Source organism: Streptomyces sp. SID13031, from assembly GCF_010548305.1.
Taxonomy (GTDB): Bacteria; Actinomycetota; Actinomycetes; order Propionibacteriales; family Kribbellaceae; genus Kribbella.
In genome coordinates this window covers 83,845-97,717 of record NZ_JAAGLV010000001.1, presented here as the reverse complement: position 1 = coordinate 97,717, position 13,873 = coordinate 83,845, and the positions used below count along the sequence as shown (strand labels likewise).

The window sequence follows — 13,873 nt, the reverse complement described above, 5'->3', positions numbered from 1 at the left end:
GCACCGACGACCGGAAAGAAGCCGTAATCCCTCTCAGGCAGAGTCGTCCTCAACAGCAAACGACAGCACGAGGGAGGTGAGCAGGATGAAGCTGCGACTCGCAGTGATCATCGGCAGCACCCGCCACGGGCGCTTCGGTCCGACAGTGGCCGGCTGGTTCGCCCAGCAGGCCGCCAAACGCGCCGACCTCGATGTAGACGTCGTAGACCTGGCCGCTGCGAACCTGCCCCAGACACTGTCCGACACGGACGAGCCCACGCCCGCCGCGGTCGCAGTACTGGCTCCACGGCTCGCTGCAGCGGATGCGTTCGCTGTGGTTACGCCGGAGTACAACAGCAGCTTCCCGGCACCGCTGAAGACCGCACTCGACTGGTACTACGAGGAGTGGCACGCCAAGCCGGTCGCCATCGTGGCCTACGGCCGCGAGACAGGTGGTCTGTACGCCGCTGCACAGCTACGGCAGGTCTTCACCGAGCTGCAGGCGGTAGCGATCCGCAACACCGTCACCCTGCCCTGCTACTGGGAGCAGTTCGCCGCAGACGGCAGCTGGCCCCGCCCCGGCTCCGGCTACGACGCCACTGCCAAGAACACGCTCGACCAGCTCGTCTGGTGGGCACACGCACTCCGGGCCGCCCGCATCAAGCAGCCCTACCAACCCTGAAACCAAGCAACAGCAGAAAGGCAAGACCATGAGGAAGCTGATCGAGTCCACCTTCGTGACCCTGAACGGATCCATCTCCGACCCGCAGCACTGGAGCCCGCCGTACTGGGACGAGGAGCACAGCGGCTACTCCATGAAGCTGATGGAGAACACCGAGGCGCTGCTGCTCGGCCGGGTCACCTACGAGGGTTTCGCCGAGGCCTGGTCACAGCGCAGCGGCGACCCCTACACGGACGGTTTCAACGCGATGCCGAAGTACGTCGCCTCCCGCACGCTCACCGACACCAAGTGGAACGCCAAGCTGCTGGAGGGCGACGCCGCCGACGCCGTCCGCAAGCTGAAGGAGGAGGACGGCGGCGACCTGCTCAAGTTCGGCACCGGGTCGTTCTCCACGACGCTGCTCGAGCACAAGCTGGTCGACGAGTACCACTTCTGGGTCTTCCCGGTACTGGCCGACGGCGAGCGTCTGTTCGAGGACTCCAAGCTCGGCATCAACCACCTCGAGCTGCTCGGCACCACCACCTTCAAGTCCGGCATCGTCGTCCACAAGCTGGCGCCGAAAGCCTGACGCACCGGCCGACGCCCGGAACCCTGCTGGGGTTCCGGGCGTTTCGTCGTCCCCGGATCGGGCACCGAACTGACTTACTCAGAAGGGACTTGAAATCCGATGGGAACCGTCATCACCATCATCTTGATCGTCGTGGTCGTACTGGTCGCCGCGGCGGCGCTGTACGCGTACCAGCGACGAAGGACCGAGCAGCTGCAGCAGCGCTTCGGGCCCGAGTACGAACGCACACTCGAAGAGTCGGGTGACCGCAAGGAGGCGCTACGCGATCTGCGTGGGCGGGAGCAGCGGCGAGCCAAGCTCGACGTACACCCGCTCAGCCGCGAGTCGGCCGAGCAGTACCGCGTGGAGTGGAGTGGACTGCAGCAGGGCTTCGTGGACGCGCCTGGAGACGCCGTCACGCAAGCAGACCGCCTGGTACTGCGCATGATGCGCGAGGCCGGCTACCCGGTCGACGACTTCGACCAGCGAGCCGACGACATCTCGGTGGACCACCCCGAGGTCGCGCAGAACTACCGCCAGGCACACGGCGTCGCCGTCGCCCAGACCCAGGGCTCAGTCGACACGGAAGACCTCCGCCAGGCAGTAACCGCCTACCGCCGCCTGGTAGACGCCCTGCTGGAGCAACCAGCCGAGCTGAACGGCCGCACCGACATCAAGGAGCAGTCATGAGCACCCCCCTCAACGAACCCCTGGACGCACCCCCGTACCCGACCGCAGGCAACCGCACTGCAGACGCCGACGCCGCCGGCATCGGTAACCACGCCCGTACTACGGACGCCGAGCGCCCCGAGTACTCCGTGGATGAGGTCGGCGACGACCAGGCGCCCCTCGATACCGTGACCGAGCCCGTCGCCTACCCCGCGGGCGTCGAGCCCGAGCCGGCTACCGAAGCCACGCCGCCCACCAGCGAGGCCGTGACCGACGAGCCGCTGGTGCCCACCACCGAAGGGGTCGACTTCAAGGCCCGCTGGGACGTCATCCAGCAAGGCTTCGTCGACGACCCGCGGTCCGCGGTGACCGACGCCGACAAGCTGGTCGGCGAGGTCCTCGACCGGCTCTCGGCAACCTTCGATGAGCAACACCGCACGCTGGAAGGCCAGTGGTCGACCGGCGAGCCGTCCACCGAGGACCTCCGCTCGGCCCTGCAGAAGTACCGCGCCTTCTTCCAGCGCCTGCTGACAATCTGAGCCAACCCTGACGATCTGAGCCAACCCTGCCGCAGCGCGGCACCCGGCCCCAGCAGCCGGGTTGCCGCGCGGCGTAGTACCGGCTAGGGAGCGATGTTCTGGTTCAGGTGGAAGAGGTTGTTCGGGTCGTACTTGCGTTTCACCTCCACCAGCCGCTCGTAGTTGCCTTTGTAGTTGTCAGCGATCCGGCCCTGGTCGTCGCCGGCCATGAAGTTGATGTAGCCGCCTGCCTCGGAGTGCGGCGACACTGCGTCGTAGTACCCACGCACCCACTCGACCCCTGCGTCGTTCTGCGCCGGGTCCGGCCACATCCCGGCGATCACTGTCGCGAAGTTGGCTTCCCTGTAGGCGAACGCCGTCGCATCGGCCGGTACTCGATGACAGGCGCCGTCGATCGGGTAGATGTGCACTGTGGAGTTCACAGCCGGTAGACCGGGCGCATGCTGCAGGTGAGCCTGAATGGCCTCGTCTGTGAGCTCAGTGACGAAATTGGCCTTCCAGTAGTGCTGCAGACCCGGCGGTACGAGCCCATCGAACGCACTGTTCAGTGCGGGGTAAGGCATCGGCCCTACGTGCTCTGCGACCACAGGAGCGAACTGCCGGAACTTGTCGACCTCCTCCGCACCGCGTGCCGGATCCCCTGCCCAGCAAGCCACTATCAGCGTGAACGCTTCGCCATGGCGGTCCTCGGGGATGAACGGCAGCGGCGGCGCCAGCTGGAACGCCGGGAACCCGCCCAGCTGCTCCGGAGCGTCCTTGATGAGGTCCCGGAACCCTGCGAGCACTGCTGCCCCGTCCGACATCTCGAACAGCATCGGCCCGCCGTAGATGGTGTCCACCGGCTCCAGCCGGAATTCCAGTGCAGTGACCACGCCAAAGTTGCCGCCGCCACCCCTGAGAGCCCAGAAGAGATCCTCGTGCTCCTTCTCGCTGGCGGTGATGAACCGGCCGTCCGCGGTGACCACGTCCGCGGAGATCAGGTTGTCGCAGGACAGCCCGAGCCCGCGGGCCAGGTAGCCGATCCCGCCGCCGAGAGTCAGTCCGCCGACACCTGTGGTCGAGATGATGCCGCCGGTGGTCGCCAGCCCGAAGGCGTGGGTCGCTGCATTGAAGTCGCCCCAGGTCGCACCGCCGCCGGCGCGCGCAGTACGGGTGACCGGGTCGACCCGGACGTTGCGCATCGGGCTCAGGTCAGCGACCACGCCGTCGTCGCAGGTACCGAAGCCCGGCACGCTGTGCGAACCACCACGCACCGCCAGATCCAGCTCGTTGGCGGCTGCGAAGCCGACCGCCGCCATCACATCGCCCGCGTTCTCGCACTGCACGACGACCCGCGGGTGCTTGTCGATCATCGCGTTGTAGACCTTGCGCGCCTCGTCGTAACCCTCGTCCGCGTCGGTGAAGACGGAACCTCTGGTGCGCTCCTTCAGATCCTCGATCGTGTACTCGCCCATGACTCCTCCACGGTCCAGCGGGCTTTCCCACGTTGTCGACCGGCGTGCGTTCGAGGCGGCGCCGACCAGACCGGCGAGCCACCCAGCGAACGCAATGCGAGAAGTTCCACCCCAGAGAGCATCTGGTCCACGGACGACCGCCAGACCTCCCCCTGACAATCCCGTTCCCTCTGACCTTCCCCCTCCCTCCGGCCCGCGTCAAGGCGCAGATCAGGCATCATCAACTCCATGCTCATGCAATTATTGCAGAAGCCCTACAACCAGCATGCGCCGCAGGTCGAGAGCCTTTGGCGCCGGATTGCACTATGGGTTCATGAAGCTGCCGTGGCTGGGATTCGTCGCCGTCGTCCTCACCACAGCGGTCGGCTGTTCCTCGACCCCCTCAGCCGACCCGACCCCGGCACCACCCACCGCCACCACTCCAACCCCGACCGCGTCGACGCCGGCCACCTCGGCCCCAGCGCCTTCGACGCCCACCAGCACCCCGTCCACTCCCCCGGACCCGGTCTCCCTCCAGGCGCTGATGGCGAAGAAGTACGACGGCCGTGATCTCCGCCTCGGTCGCGTCATCACCCGCACCGATGCCTACACCCGGTACTTCGTCACGTACGCAAGCGGCACGCTCAGGATCTCCGGCATCCTCAACGTCCCGACCACCCCCGGCCGCCATCCCGCGCTCGTCCTCAACCACGGCTTCATCGACCCCGCCGTCTACACCAACGGCCGCGGCCTGATGCGCGAGCAGGACTACCTCGCCCGCCGCGGCTACGTAGTACTGCACACCGACTATCGCAACCACGCACAGTCGTCCAAGGATCCGCAATCCGAGGTCAACCTGCGCATCGGCTACACCGAAGACGTCATCAACGCGGTGCTCGCCCTGAAGGCCTCCCCGTACGTCGATGCGCAACGTGTCGGCCTCTTCGGGCGGTCGATGGGCGGCGGCATCACGTACAACGTGCTCGTGGCCCAACCCGGACTGGTCAAGGCCGCCGTGGTCTACGCGGCCGTCAGCTCCAACGCGGTCGACAACTTCAACCGCTGGACCCGACCGGAGGCCGCAACCGCCGCCGCGATCATCCGCGCCCACGGCGACCCGGCGAAGAACCCGGCCTTCTGGCGCAACCTGTCGGCGGTCAACTTCTTCGACCGCATCACCGAACCATTGCTGATCCAGCAAGGTCTGGCCGACTCCACCTGCCCACCCGTCTGGGCCACGCAAACCCTTGCTGCATTGAAGAAGGCCGGCAAGCAAGCCACCCTCTACACTTACCCCGGCGAGGAACATGCCTTCGCCGCTGCCTGGCCGACCTCGATGGCAAGATCCGTTGCCTTCCTCAAGCAACAGGGGGTCTAGTGCCGAGAGTCCTCGGAGTCGACGCGTGCAAGGCGGGCTGGGTCGGCGTACTGCGTGCTGACGGCAACGTCAGCGCCTTCGTCGCAAGCACGATGGAGCTCCTGATCGCCCAGGTCGAGCAGAGCGGCCCGCTCGAGGTGATCGCGATCGACATCCCGATCGGCCTGCCCGACACCACGCTACGGGCGGCCGACCACCTCGCCAGGTCCGAGATCGGGCGCTTGTCATCCTCCGCCTTCACCACGGCGGTGCGAACAGCCCTGCAGGCGCCGACGCACGCTGAGGCAGTAGTGATCAACCGCCGATTGAGCGGTCAGGGCGTCAGCATCCAAGCGTATGGGCTGAGGGCGCGGATCTTCGAGGTCGAAACGTGGATCCGGCAGACCGATGCACTGGTCGTCGAGGTTCATCCCGAGGTCGTCTTCGCCCGCCTCGCAGGCGCTCCGCTGACGGTCCGCAAGTCCACCTGGGCCGGAGCCGAACGCCGCCGGGCCCTACTCGCCGACGCAGGCATCACCCTCCAAGGCGAGCTAGGCCTCGCCGACCAGGCCGTCGGTGTCGACGACGTACTAGACGCCGGCGCTGCGGCTTGGTCAGCCCTCCGCGTCGCCCAAGGCAAAGCGGAATCGCTCCCCAACCCACCAGAACTCTTCACCGACAACTGGCCAGCCGCCATCTGGGTCTAACACCAGACCTAGCGTCGGCCGAACGCCGTTCGTTCGGCGGCTGGCGCTCTACAGCTCGCCAGCCACCGAACAACCCGTCACCCGAGCCCGGACAACCCTTGCAGGGGAGCCCTTGCCGTTCAGGGCAGGGCGGGCAGGTCCCAGTCGTCGTTGCGTAGCTGCAGGATCGCCCATCCCACCGCGGCGAACCCGACCGCCTGCAACCCCCATCCGACCAGGTCGAGTGTGTGGTTGGGAACGATGACCGCGGCAACGAAATGGATCGGCTGGGAGACAATCACCGCGATCGCCGCCCAGCGGGCGACCACCTGCGACCGCCACAGCGCGACGCCGAGCAGGATGGTCCCGACGACGTGCCCCAGGACGAAGAACACGCCCGCGATATTGCCCGTCGGATGGACTGCCTCGGCGATCCGCGTGAGGCCGCCGGCATCCAGCCCGGCGTGAGCGCCCGACCAAAGCAGCTGATCCTCACCCACCAGCCAGCCGAGCGACAGGTAACCGGGAATCAGCAGCGCGAGTGCGACCAGGGTCAGTTTGGGCGCCCGCCGCCGGGTCAATTTGCCCGCGGCGTACGCGGCCGGCACCAACGTCAGTACGGCGATGAACCCCATCCACAACACCACCGACGCGCGCCCCGGTTCGGCGATGACCTTCGCGGCCATCGTCTTCGCGTCGTCGACCGTGTCGTAGGGCAGTACAAACCGCAGTACTGCGACCGCGGCCGGCCCGATCGGCAACACGATCGCGGCTGCCCAGCGGCTGATACCGCGGGTGTCCGCCACGGTCGTAGTACGGTTTGCCGTGGTGGTCATCGCGCACCTGCGAACTCACGGGCGGGCACGAGCAGCAGCGTCGTACCGACCACTGCCAGGACGACGGTGAGCGCCGCCGCGACCACGGCGGCCGCGGGAACGCCACCAGCGAAGAACGCCGGTACTGCGCTGAGCCCCGACAGCAACCGCAGGACGATGAGCGGCACGACAGCCCGCCGAGCCCCACGCCAGGCCAGCACCACGAGCACCAGGCTGACCAGCCCCAGCGCAGACCCGATCAACGCGACCGACATCGGCGGGTGCTCACCATCCGTCAGCAGCGGCCCCGCCAGGTCACCCACCGACAGCAGCCCGAGCAAGATCAGTCCGGCGCGAAATGTACGAGACATCGTCAACCTCCCCTGTTTGCCGGCCCGTCGGGCCGTTTCCACCACAGTCGTCGCCGGACTGGTCCCGGCGCCCGGGCCGGGGTTCACCGGCGGACAGGAGGATGCCCGCCCTCCCCGGGAACCCATTCCCGAGACATCGGGACACCTGAAGGGCACACTGATCCCCATGACGGGAGGCAGCGAACCCACACCCCGACGCCGAGCGCTGGCGGCTGGGCTCGGCGGGCTGGCCGTGCTCGAGGTACTGGCCGGGGTGGTCCTGGCCTTCGCAACCAACTGGTCGTTTGCTACCGCGCTCGACAGCTTCCTGGTCACCAACGGCCTGATGGGCCTGACCTTCGCGATCTGCGGCGCGGTGATCGCCTGGCATCGCCCGGCGAACCCGATCGGCTGGCTGTTCATCGCCGACGGCATCGGCCACGCGACGACTGCTGCCGGCGCGCCCCTATCGCAGTTGCTGCACGACAACGCGGCGCCGCTCGGGGTACAACGCCTGATCGCGACCATCAGCAACTGGTCGTGGCCGTGGTCGATCGCCTTGTTCCTACCGCTCGCACTCCTGCTGTTCCCCAACGGCCGACTGCTCTCGCCTCGCTGGCGACCCGTTGCCATCGGCATCGTCGTCACCGCGCCTTTCTTCGCGGTCGAGATGGGCACCGGTCCCGGAGCCCTCTTCGAAGACGGACCGGCGGCCTACCTCCAACTTCCGTCGTACGACGCCCTGCAACCGTTGTGGACGGCAACCGAGATCCGCGGCCTGATCGTCTACGCCCTGGCGATCGCCAGTCTCGTCATCCGCTACCGCCACGCCACCGAGACCGGCCGCCACCAGCTCCTGTGGTTGCTACTGGCAACCGTCGTGATGATCCTCTTCATGGCCCCGTGGGCCTTGGTGACCGGTACGCCGATCTTCGTGCTGCTCGCGATCCCGCTGATCCCGGTCGCCGTCGCGGTGGCGATCGTGCGCCATCAGCTTCTCGACATCCGGCTGGTCGTCTCCCGCGCACTCACCTGGGCCATGCTGTCGATCCTTGCCGTCGGCGCCTACGCCGCACTGGTCGCCGTCACCGACTCGTTCATCTCCACGCGCTTCGGCCGATCCGCGGTCGTCACGGTGCTCATCGCGCTGCTGATCGCGCCCGTTCTGCCACGGCTGCAACGACTGGTCGACCGAGCCATGTACGGCGACCGGCGCGATCCGGCCCGCGTCGCATCGCTCGTCGGCGAAGAGTTGTCGTCGGGGGTGGCCGGCGGGATCCTGGGCGTCGTCGAGGCAGTTCGTTCCGCTTTGCGACTCCCGTACGTCGCTGTCGCGGCTGACGGCTTGCTCCTGGCCTCGGCCGGGGTCGCGGGGACCGTAGTACCGGTCGAGCTGTCTTACGGTGGTACTACCGTCGGCTCGCTGCTCGTCGGCCTGCGATCGGGCGAATCCGAGTTGTCGCAGACTGACCGCAATGTGCTCACGCTGGTCGCAGTACCGCTGGCCGTTGCCGTGCATGCGACTCGCTTGTCGTCGGAGCTGCAGGCGTCGCGGGAGAGGCTCGTGGCGGCTCGCGAGGAGGAGCGCCGTCGGCTGCGGCGCGATCTGCATGACGGGCTCGGTCCGACGTTGACCGGCGTTGCCTTCACGGCGGATGCGGCGGCCAATCTCGTCTCGGTCGATGCGGCGCGAGCGTCCGAGCTATTGGGCACTTTGCGTCGGGACACGCGAGCGGCGATCGCCGACGTACGGCGGTTGGTGGACGACCTTCGCCCACCAGCGTTGGACGAACTCGGCCTGGTCGGCGCCCTCCAGCAACGGGCCGACCAGCTGTCATGGCGAGCCGATGGCGCATCCGTCTCGGTGCAGGTGTCGGCCGACGGGTTGCCCGCCCTGCCTGCGGCGCTTGAGGTAGCGGCGTACCGGATCGCCACGGAGGCACTCACCAACGTGGTGCGGCACTCGCGCGCGACAAACGCAGTACTGACCCTGCGCTGCGGCTCAGAACTGGAGGTCCTGGTGACAGACGACGGACCACCAAACGGCGCTTGGAGACCAGGCGTCGGCCTGCAAGCCATGCGCGAACGAGCAGCCGAACTAGGCGGCGAATTCGAAGCCGGCCCCTCGCCCACCGGCGGTCGAGTCCACGCCACCTTCCCGATGGCCACCCCATGACCGCACCACCAGACGGCGACGTCATCCGCGTGGTACTGGCGGATGACCATCCAGTCGTCCGCGCCGGCCTTGCGGCACTGCTCTCCTCGCTGCCCGGCATCGAGGTCGTCGGCGTCGCCGCAACCGGCCGCGAGGCGGTCCGCGAGGCAGTGACGACCCGCCCCGACGTCGCAGTACTGGATCTCCAGATGCCCGACCTGGACGGCTTCGCAGCAACCCGCGAACTGGCACGGACAGCACCAGACGTCGCAGTACTGGTGTTGACGATGTTCGAAGACGACGACTCCGTCTTCGCTGCCATGCGCGCCGGCGCCCGCGGTTACCTGGTCAAAGGCGCCGAACAAGACGAAATCGCCCGCGCCATCCGCGCGGTCGCCGCCGGCGAAGCCATCTTCGGCCCCGGCGTAGCCCGCCGAGTCCTCTCCTTCTTCTCCACACCCCCGGTCCCCGCCGCGGACCCCTTCCCCGACCTCACCACTCGCGAGCGCGAGATCCTGGACCTGCTTGCCGCCGGCCTCTCCAACACCGCCATCGGCACCCGCTTGGGCCTGGCCTCCAAGACGGTCGCCAACAACGTCTCCACCATCTTCACCAAACTGGCCGTCGCCGACCGCGCCGCCGCCATCATCCAGGCCCGCGACGCCGGCCTCGGCGGCCTCGGCGGCCTCGGCGGCTGAGGCCAAACTCCTCCGTTGTCTGTTGCCGCCGTGCCTTGCTACTATTAATCCGACAGGTGCCTGATTACCCTTCGGAGATGCCATGAAAAGGCCGGTACGGCGTGGGCCCGGCAGGCCGCCGGCTGACGCGTCGGTGCCGCAGTACGGGCAGATCCTGCAGCGCGGCCTCGAGGCTTTCGCCGAACTGGGCTACGAAGCGGTCTCCGTCCGGCAACTCAACGCCCGCCTCGGCATGGGGCACACCTTCATCCACGACCGGTACGGGACGAAGGAGGAGTTCTGGAAGGCCGTCGTGCAGTCAGCCATCCAGCAGGCAACGGCTGAGATCACGGCCGCCGTCGAGGCCGAGGAGCGCGACGACGAACTCGACCGGCTGATCGCCGGCGTGCGGGCCTTCCATCTCGCGACGTCCCGGCGCCCCCACCTCCTGCGGGTCATCGACTACGAGGCAGGCATCGATTCATCCCGCCTGGCGTACCTCTACGAGCAGATGGGTCCGCTCAACGACGCCGGCCGACCGCAGTTCGACCTACTCGTCAAGCAGGGGCGGATCAGGGACATCCCCTGGTACCTCTTCCATTTCGTGGTGACCAAACCAACGGCGATGTACAGCCAAGAGCCACTGGCGCGACTGTTCGGCCGCCCGGACGATGCCGACGATCACGCGGTACTGAGCACTTTGATCCTCAACGGCCTACTGATCCAGACCAACCCATGAAGCCGGAGTCTTCGATGTCCACAACCCAGCGCTACAACACCCTCTGGGCAGTCACAGGGGTCCTGTCCATCGGGCTGATCGTCACGGGCTTCGTTCCCGGCGTGCGGATGCCGCTGATCGTTCTGCAGGTGATCTTCGCACTGGTGCACGGCGCCCAGCGCTATGGCTGGCGCGCCATCGGGGTCTTCATCGTGGTGGGCCTGGTGATCAGCAACATCCTGGAGAACCTCAGCATCGCGACCGGCTTCCCGTTCGGTGACTACCACTACACGGGCAGCGGCAAGATCTTCGAGGTGCCGTGGTTCATCGGCCCGGCGTACTTGGCCACCGGTTACCTCGCCTGGATCGTCGCAACCGTGCTGCTCGGCGACGTACGCCGCAACTCCCCCTGGATCACCACGATCGGCACCCCTGTCATCGGCGCCTTCGCGATGACGCTGTGGGACCTGTCCCTCGACCCCACCGCTTCAACCATTCACCAGAACTGGATCTGGGAAGACGGCGGCGGCTTCTTCGGCGTCCCCCTGGGCAACTTCCTGGGCTGGACCTTCACCGTCTATCTCTTCATGCAGGCCTTCGCGCTCTATGTACGTAGCCGCGGACCGGCCGCACCAGACAGCTTCAAGCCGGTCGGCGCGAACCTGGCCAGCGATCTCCAGGGCGTCCTCTTGTACGGGTTCACGACGGTCTCCTTCTTCGCCGACTACTTCACCGCGGACCACGAGACCGTCACCGATGCCATCGGCAACAGCTGGCAGACCGCCGACATCTACGAGACATCTGCCCTCGTCACCGTCTACGGCATGTGCCTCCTCGCCCTGATCGCCCTCCTCCGCATCGCCCAGCAACACACCACGGCCTCAGCACCGGCCGCTGCGGCGATCGCGACAAAGCAGGCGGAGCCGGAACGAAACGCGCTGCACCCCACCGCATAGCGCCTCCGGCACAGCCCCCTCCGGGACGGATAGGGAGACCCAACCCCTCCCTCCCTATCCGTCCCACCTATCGACTCCTAGGAGTCGATGGCGCGGAGATAGCGCTCTCCGATGATCTTGAGGTGCTCCACCAACGCGGTCGGCGCCGAGACGTGGAAGTCGAGGCCCAGCATTCCGATGTACACGGCAACGACTTCCAGGCTCTCGGCCCCCGTGATCAAGACACACGTCTCGTCGTCCACGGGTTCCACGATCCCCACCGCGGCATGGATCCGCGAGAGCACCTCACCGGCCGACGCGAACACGGTGATCCTCGCGTGCACCTTCCACCCGGTGGACGCGACGTCACGTAGTACGAAGTCCATGTAGTCGTCCTCCGGCATCGGCCGCGCCTGGTACCGCCGCCCGGTCGCCATCCGCAGGTCCATCCAGTCGACGCGATAGGTGTGCCACTGCCCCGCCTCATCCCGCGCGACCAGGTACCAGTACCGCTGCCAACTCACCAACCGGTAGGGTTCGACCAAGATCGTCCGTAGAGCGCTCTCCGGTACTGCGTAGTCGAACCGCAGGTAATGCCCATCGCGGATGGCCGCCGCGATCGTAGTCACCACCACCGGATCAACCTCCGGATCCGGCACATTGGAACCTGTATTGTCCGGCCCCTTCGACAGCGTCGTGTGGATCGCGTTCACCTGCCGCCGGAGCCGATGCGGCAGCACCTGCTCGAGCTTCGCCAGCGCCCGCCCCGAGCTCTCCTCCATCCCCGCCACCCCGGCGCCCGTCCGCAGCCCGACGGCGACAGCAACCGCTTCCTCGTCATCCAGCAACAACGGCGGCAGCTTCGCGCCCACACCCAGCTGGTAGTACCCAGCCGCACCCCGCGTCGCATCCACCGGATACCCGAGCTCGCGCAGCCGATCGATGTCGTTCCGGATGGTCCGCGTACTCACGCCCAACCGCTCAGCCAACTCCGACCCGGGCCAGGCCGGCCGCGACTGCATCAGGGCCAGCAAGGACAGCAATCTGGACGAGGTTTCACGCATGCGGAAAATAGTAGCTTGAATAGGAATCTAACGTTCCTATATGCCTCCTACGGTAAAGCCATGAACAACAACGGAACCACCTCCCCCGCAGAGATCCACCCCTTCCGCGTCGAGATCGCCCAGGCCGACCTGGACGACCTGAACAACCGCCTCGCCAACACCCGCCTCCCCGAGGCCGCCCCCGGCGACGACTGGGACCTCGGTACGCCGAACCACTACCTCCGCGAAATGGTCGACCACTGGCAGAACGGGTTCGACTGGCGCGAGCAGGAGGCCCGGATGAACGAGTTCCCGCACTACCTGACCGACATCGACGGCCAGACCGTGCACTTCATCCACGTACCGTCCGCGGAACCCGACGCGACCCCGTTGCTGCTGATCCACACCTACCCCGGCTCCTTCATCGACTTCCTCGACATGATCGGCCCGCTCACCGACCCGGTAGCCCACGGCGGCAAGGCCTCGGACGCATTCTCGGTAGTCATCCCCTCAATCCCCGGCTTCGGCTTCAGTACTCCGCTCGTCGACCGCGGCTGGACTATGGCCCGGGTAGCCAAGACCTTCGACACCTTGATGCGCCGCCTCGGCTACTCGTCGTACGGCTCCCACGGCAGTGACGCCGGCGCCATGATCTCCCGCGAACTAGGCCTCCTGAACCCTCCCGGCTTCCTGGGCCTCCACGTCCTCCAGCTCTTCTCCTTCCCGAGCGGCGACCCGACCGAGTTCGAGAAGTTCACCCCCGAGGACTACGCCGCGCTCGAGCACCTCCAGTGGTTCCAGTCAGTCGGCGGCTACAACGCCATCAACTCCACCCGCCCCCAAACCGTCGCCGTCGGCATCTCCGACTCCCCCGTCGGCCAACTCGCCTGGAACGAACTCTTCAACTCCTTCGGCAACGGCACCAGCCTGCTGACCAGCGACCAGATCCTCACCGAGGTCTCCCTCTACTGGTTCACCAACACCAGCTCCGCCGCCGGCCGCTACCACTACGAGGAAGCCCACGCCGGCACCGAACCGGCAATCAACTCAGCCCCCACGGGCGTCGCCGTCTTCGCCGACGACTTCAAAACCATCCGCCCCCTGGCCGAACGCGACAACACCAACATCGTCCACTGGTCCAACTTCAAGGAAGGCGGCCACTACGCCTCCCTGGAACGCCCAGCCGACGTCACCACCGACCTCCGCACCTTCTTCGCCGGACTGCGCAACGCCTGATGGCCCCAAGAGAGCGGGGCACCTCACCAAGGTGCCCCGCTCTGGCACACAT

At 67.1% G+C, this 13,873-nt stretch carries 15 protein-coding genes; 11 read left to right on the top strand and 4 right to left on the bottom strand.

Features of this window, described 5'->3' with window-relative positions:
• The first annotated feature begins 85 nt into the window (after positions 1-85).
• From G3I17_RS00435 to G3I17_RS00420, 4 genes are all read left to right on the top strand, one after another.
• Positions 86-661 carry an NAD(P)H-dependent oxidoreductase gene (locus G3I17_RS00435; protein WP_203589564.1) on the top strand — a complete coding sequence of 192 codons (576 nt, stop codon included), beginning with the start codon at positions 86-88 and terminating at the stop codon, positions 659-661.
• Between the two features lie 28 nt (positions 662-689).
• Entirely contained in the window at positions 690-1,229 is a 540-nt protein-coding gene (locus G3I17_RS00430; protein ID WP_164592758.1) for a dihydrofolate reductase family protein, read from the top strand.
• Positions 1,230-1,328: 99 nt separating this feature from the next.
• Entirely contained in the window at positions 1,329-1,898 is a 570-nt protein-coding gene (locus G3I17_RS00425; protein WP_164592756.1) for a hypothetical protein, read from the top strand.
• Positions 1,895-2,416: a hypothetical protein gene (locus G3I17_RS00420; protein ID WP_164592754.1), complete on the top strand. Its 522-nt coding sequence runs from the start codon at positions 1,895-1,897 to the stop codon at positions 2,414-2,416. Before G3I17_RS00425 ends, G3I17_RS00420 begins: the two co-directional genes overlap by 4 nt.
• A gap of 83 nt (positions 2,417-2,499) precedes the next feature.
• On the opposite strand, the gene G3I17_RS00415 is transcribed toward G3I17_RS00420, so the two are convergent.
• The gene (locus G3I17_RS00415) at positions 2,500-3,870 is read right to left on the bottom strand and encodes an FAD-binding oxidoreductase (RefSeq protein ID WP_164592752.1); all 1,371 of its coding nucleotides are present in this window, start codon (positions 3,868-3,870) and stop codon (positions 2,500-2,502) included.
• Positions 3,871-4,183: 313 nt separating this feature from the next.
• Between G3I17_RS00415 and G3I17_RS00410 the strand changes: the two genes are divergently transcribed.
• Together G3I17_RS00410 and G3I17_RS00405 are read left to right on the top strand one after the other, a co-directional pair.
• Positions 4,184-5,227, top strand: coding sequence for an alpha/beta fold hydrolase (locus G3I17_RS00410; RefSeq protein WP_164592750.1), 1,044 nt, complete (start codon positions 4,184-4,186; stop codon positions 5,225-5,227).
• Entirely contained in the window at positions 5,227-5,913 is a 687-nt protein-coding gene (locus G3I17_RS00405) for a DUF429 domain-containing protein (protein ID WP_164592748.1), read from the top strand. The genes G3I17_RS00410 and G3I17_RS00405 overlap by 1 nt, the downstream gene beginning before the upstream one ends.
• A 119-nt stretch (positions 5,914-6,032) precedes the next feature.
• Here the strand turns inward: G3I17_RS00405 and G3I17_RS00400 are convergent, their stop codons facing one another.
• On the bottom strand, positions 6,033-6,728 hold the full coding sequence (locus G3I17_RS00400; protein WP_164592746.1) for a DUF4386 family protein: 696 nt from the start codon (positions 6,726-6,728) through the stop codon (positions 6,033-6,035).
• The gene (locus tag G3I17_RS00395) at positions 6,725-7,078 is read right to left on the bottom strand and encodes a hypothetical protein (protein WP_164592744.1); all 354 of its coding nucleotides are present in this window, start codon (positions 7,076-7,078) and stop codon (positions 6,725-6,727) included. The genes G3I17_RS00400 and G3I17_RS00395 overlap by 4 nt, the downstream gene beginning before the upstream one ends.
• A gap of 166 nt (positions 7,079-7,244) precedes the next feature.
• Here G3I17_RS00395 and G3I17_RS00390 point away from each other — a divergent pair, with 166 nt between their 5' ends.
• The 4 genes from G3I17_RS00390 to G3I17_RS00375 all read left to right on the top strand — a co-directional run bounded on the left by G3I17_RS00390 (position 7,245) and on the right by G3I17_RS00375 (position 11,563).
• Positions 7,245-9,233, top strand: a complete 1,989-nt coding sequence (locus G3I17_RS00390; RefSeq protein ID WP_164592742.1) for a histidine kinase — start codon at positions 7,245-7,247, stop codon at positions 9,231-9,233.
• Positions 9,230-9,910, top strand: a complete 681-nt coding sequence (locus tag G3I17_RS00385) for a response regulator transcription factor (RefSeq protein WP_164592739.1) — start codon at positions 9,230-9,232, stop codon at positions 9,908-9,910. Before G3I17_RS00390 ends, G3I17_RS00385 begins: the two co-directional genes overlap by 4 nt.
• A gap of 82 nt (positions 9,911-9,992) precedes the next feature.
• Positions 9,993-10,628: a TetR/AcrR family transcriptional regulator gene (locus G3I17_RS00380; RefSeq protein WP_164592737.1), complete on the top strand. Its 636-nt coding sequence runs from the start codon at positions 9,993-9,995 to the stop codon at positions 10,626-10,628.
• A gap of 14 nt (positions 10,629-10,642) precedes the next feature.
• Positions 10,643-11,563, top strand: a complete 921-nt coding sequence (locus G3I17_RS00375; RefSeq protein ID WP_164592735.1) for a carotenoid biosynthesis protein — start codon at positions 10,643-10,645, stop codon at positions 11,561-11,563.
• A gap of 77 nt (positions 11,564-11,640) precedes the next feature.
• On the opposite strand, the gene G3I17_RS00370 is transcribed toward G3I17_RS00375, so the two are convergent.
• Positions 11,641-12,606, bottom strand: coding sequence for a WYL domain-containing protein (locus G3I17_RS00370; protein ID WP_164592733.1), 966 nt, complete (start codon positions 12,604-12,606; stop codon positions 11,641-11,643).
• Between the two features lie 60 nt (positions 12,607-12,666).
• On the opposite strand from G3I17_RS00370, the gene G3I17_RS00365 reads away from it, so the two are divergent.
• A complete protein-coding gene (locus tag G3I17_RS00365) occupies positions 12,667-13,821 on the top strand; it encodes an epoxide hydrolase family protein (protein ID WP_164592731.1) in 1,155 nt (384 codons plus the stop codon).
• The last annotated feature ends 52 nt before the right edge of the window (positions 13,822-13,873 follow it).

Excerpts from the sequence above, each read along its gene's own strand:
- G3I17_RS00400 (WP_164592746.1), bottom strand. The coding sequence starts at position 6,728 with ATGACCACCACGGCAAACCGTACTACGACCGTGGCGGACACCCGCGGT.
- G3I17_RS00425 (WP_164592756.1), top strand. The coding sequence starts at position 1,329 with ATGGGAACCGTCATCACCATCATCTTGATCGTCGTGGTCGTACTGGTC.
- G3I17_RS00380 (WP_164592737.1), top strand. The coding sequence starts at position 9,993 with ATGAAAAGGCCGGTACGGCGTGGGCCCGGCAGGCCGCCGGCTGACGCG.
- G3I17_RS00375 (WP_164592735.1), top strand. The coding sequence starts at position 10,643 with ATGTCCACAACCCAGCGCTACAACACCCTCTGGGCAGTCACAGGGGTC.
- G3I17_RS00415 (WP_164592752.1), bottom strand. The coding sequence starts at position 3,870 with ATGGGCGAGTACACGATCGAGGATCTGAAGGAGCGCACCAGAGGTTCC.
- G3I17_RS00395 (WP_164592744.1), bottom strand. The coding sequence starts at position 7,078 with ATGTCTCGTACATTTCGCGCCGGACTGATCTTGCTCGGGCTGCTGTCG.
- G3I17_RS00365 (WP_164592731.1), top strand. The coding sequence starts at position 12,667 with ATGAACAACAACGGAACCACCTCCCCCGCAGAGATCCACCCCTTCCGC.
- G3I17_RS00420 (WP_164592754.1), top strand. The coding sequence starts at position 1,895 with ATGAGCACCCCCCTCAACGAACCCCTGGACGCACCCCCGTACCCGACC.
- G3I17_RS00430 (WP_164592758.1), top strand. The coding sequence starts at position 690 with ATGAGGAAGCTGATCGAGTCCACCTTCGTGACCCTGAACGGATCCATC.
- G3I17_RS00435 (WP_203589564.1), top strand. The coding sequence starts at position 86 with ATGAAGCTGCGACTCGCAGTGATCATCGGCAGCACCCGCCACGGGCGC.
- G3I17_RS00370 (WP_164592733.1), bottom strand. The coding sequence starts at position 12,606 with ATGCGTGAAACCTCGTCCAGATTGCTGTCCTTGCTGGCCCTGATGCAG.
- G3I17_RS00410 (WP_164592750.1), top strand. The coding sequence starts at position 4,184 with ATGAAGCTGCCGTGGCTGGGATTCGTCGCCGTCGTCCTCACCACAGCG.
- G3I17_RS00385 (WP_164592739.1), top strand. The coding sequence starts at position 9,230 with ATGACCGCACCACCAGACGGCGACGTCATCCGCGTGGTACTGGCGGAT.
- G3I17_RS00390 (WP_164592742.1), top strand. The coding sequence starts at position 7,245 with ATGACGGGAGGCAGCGAACCCACACCCCGACGCCGAGCGCTGGCGGCT.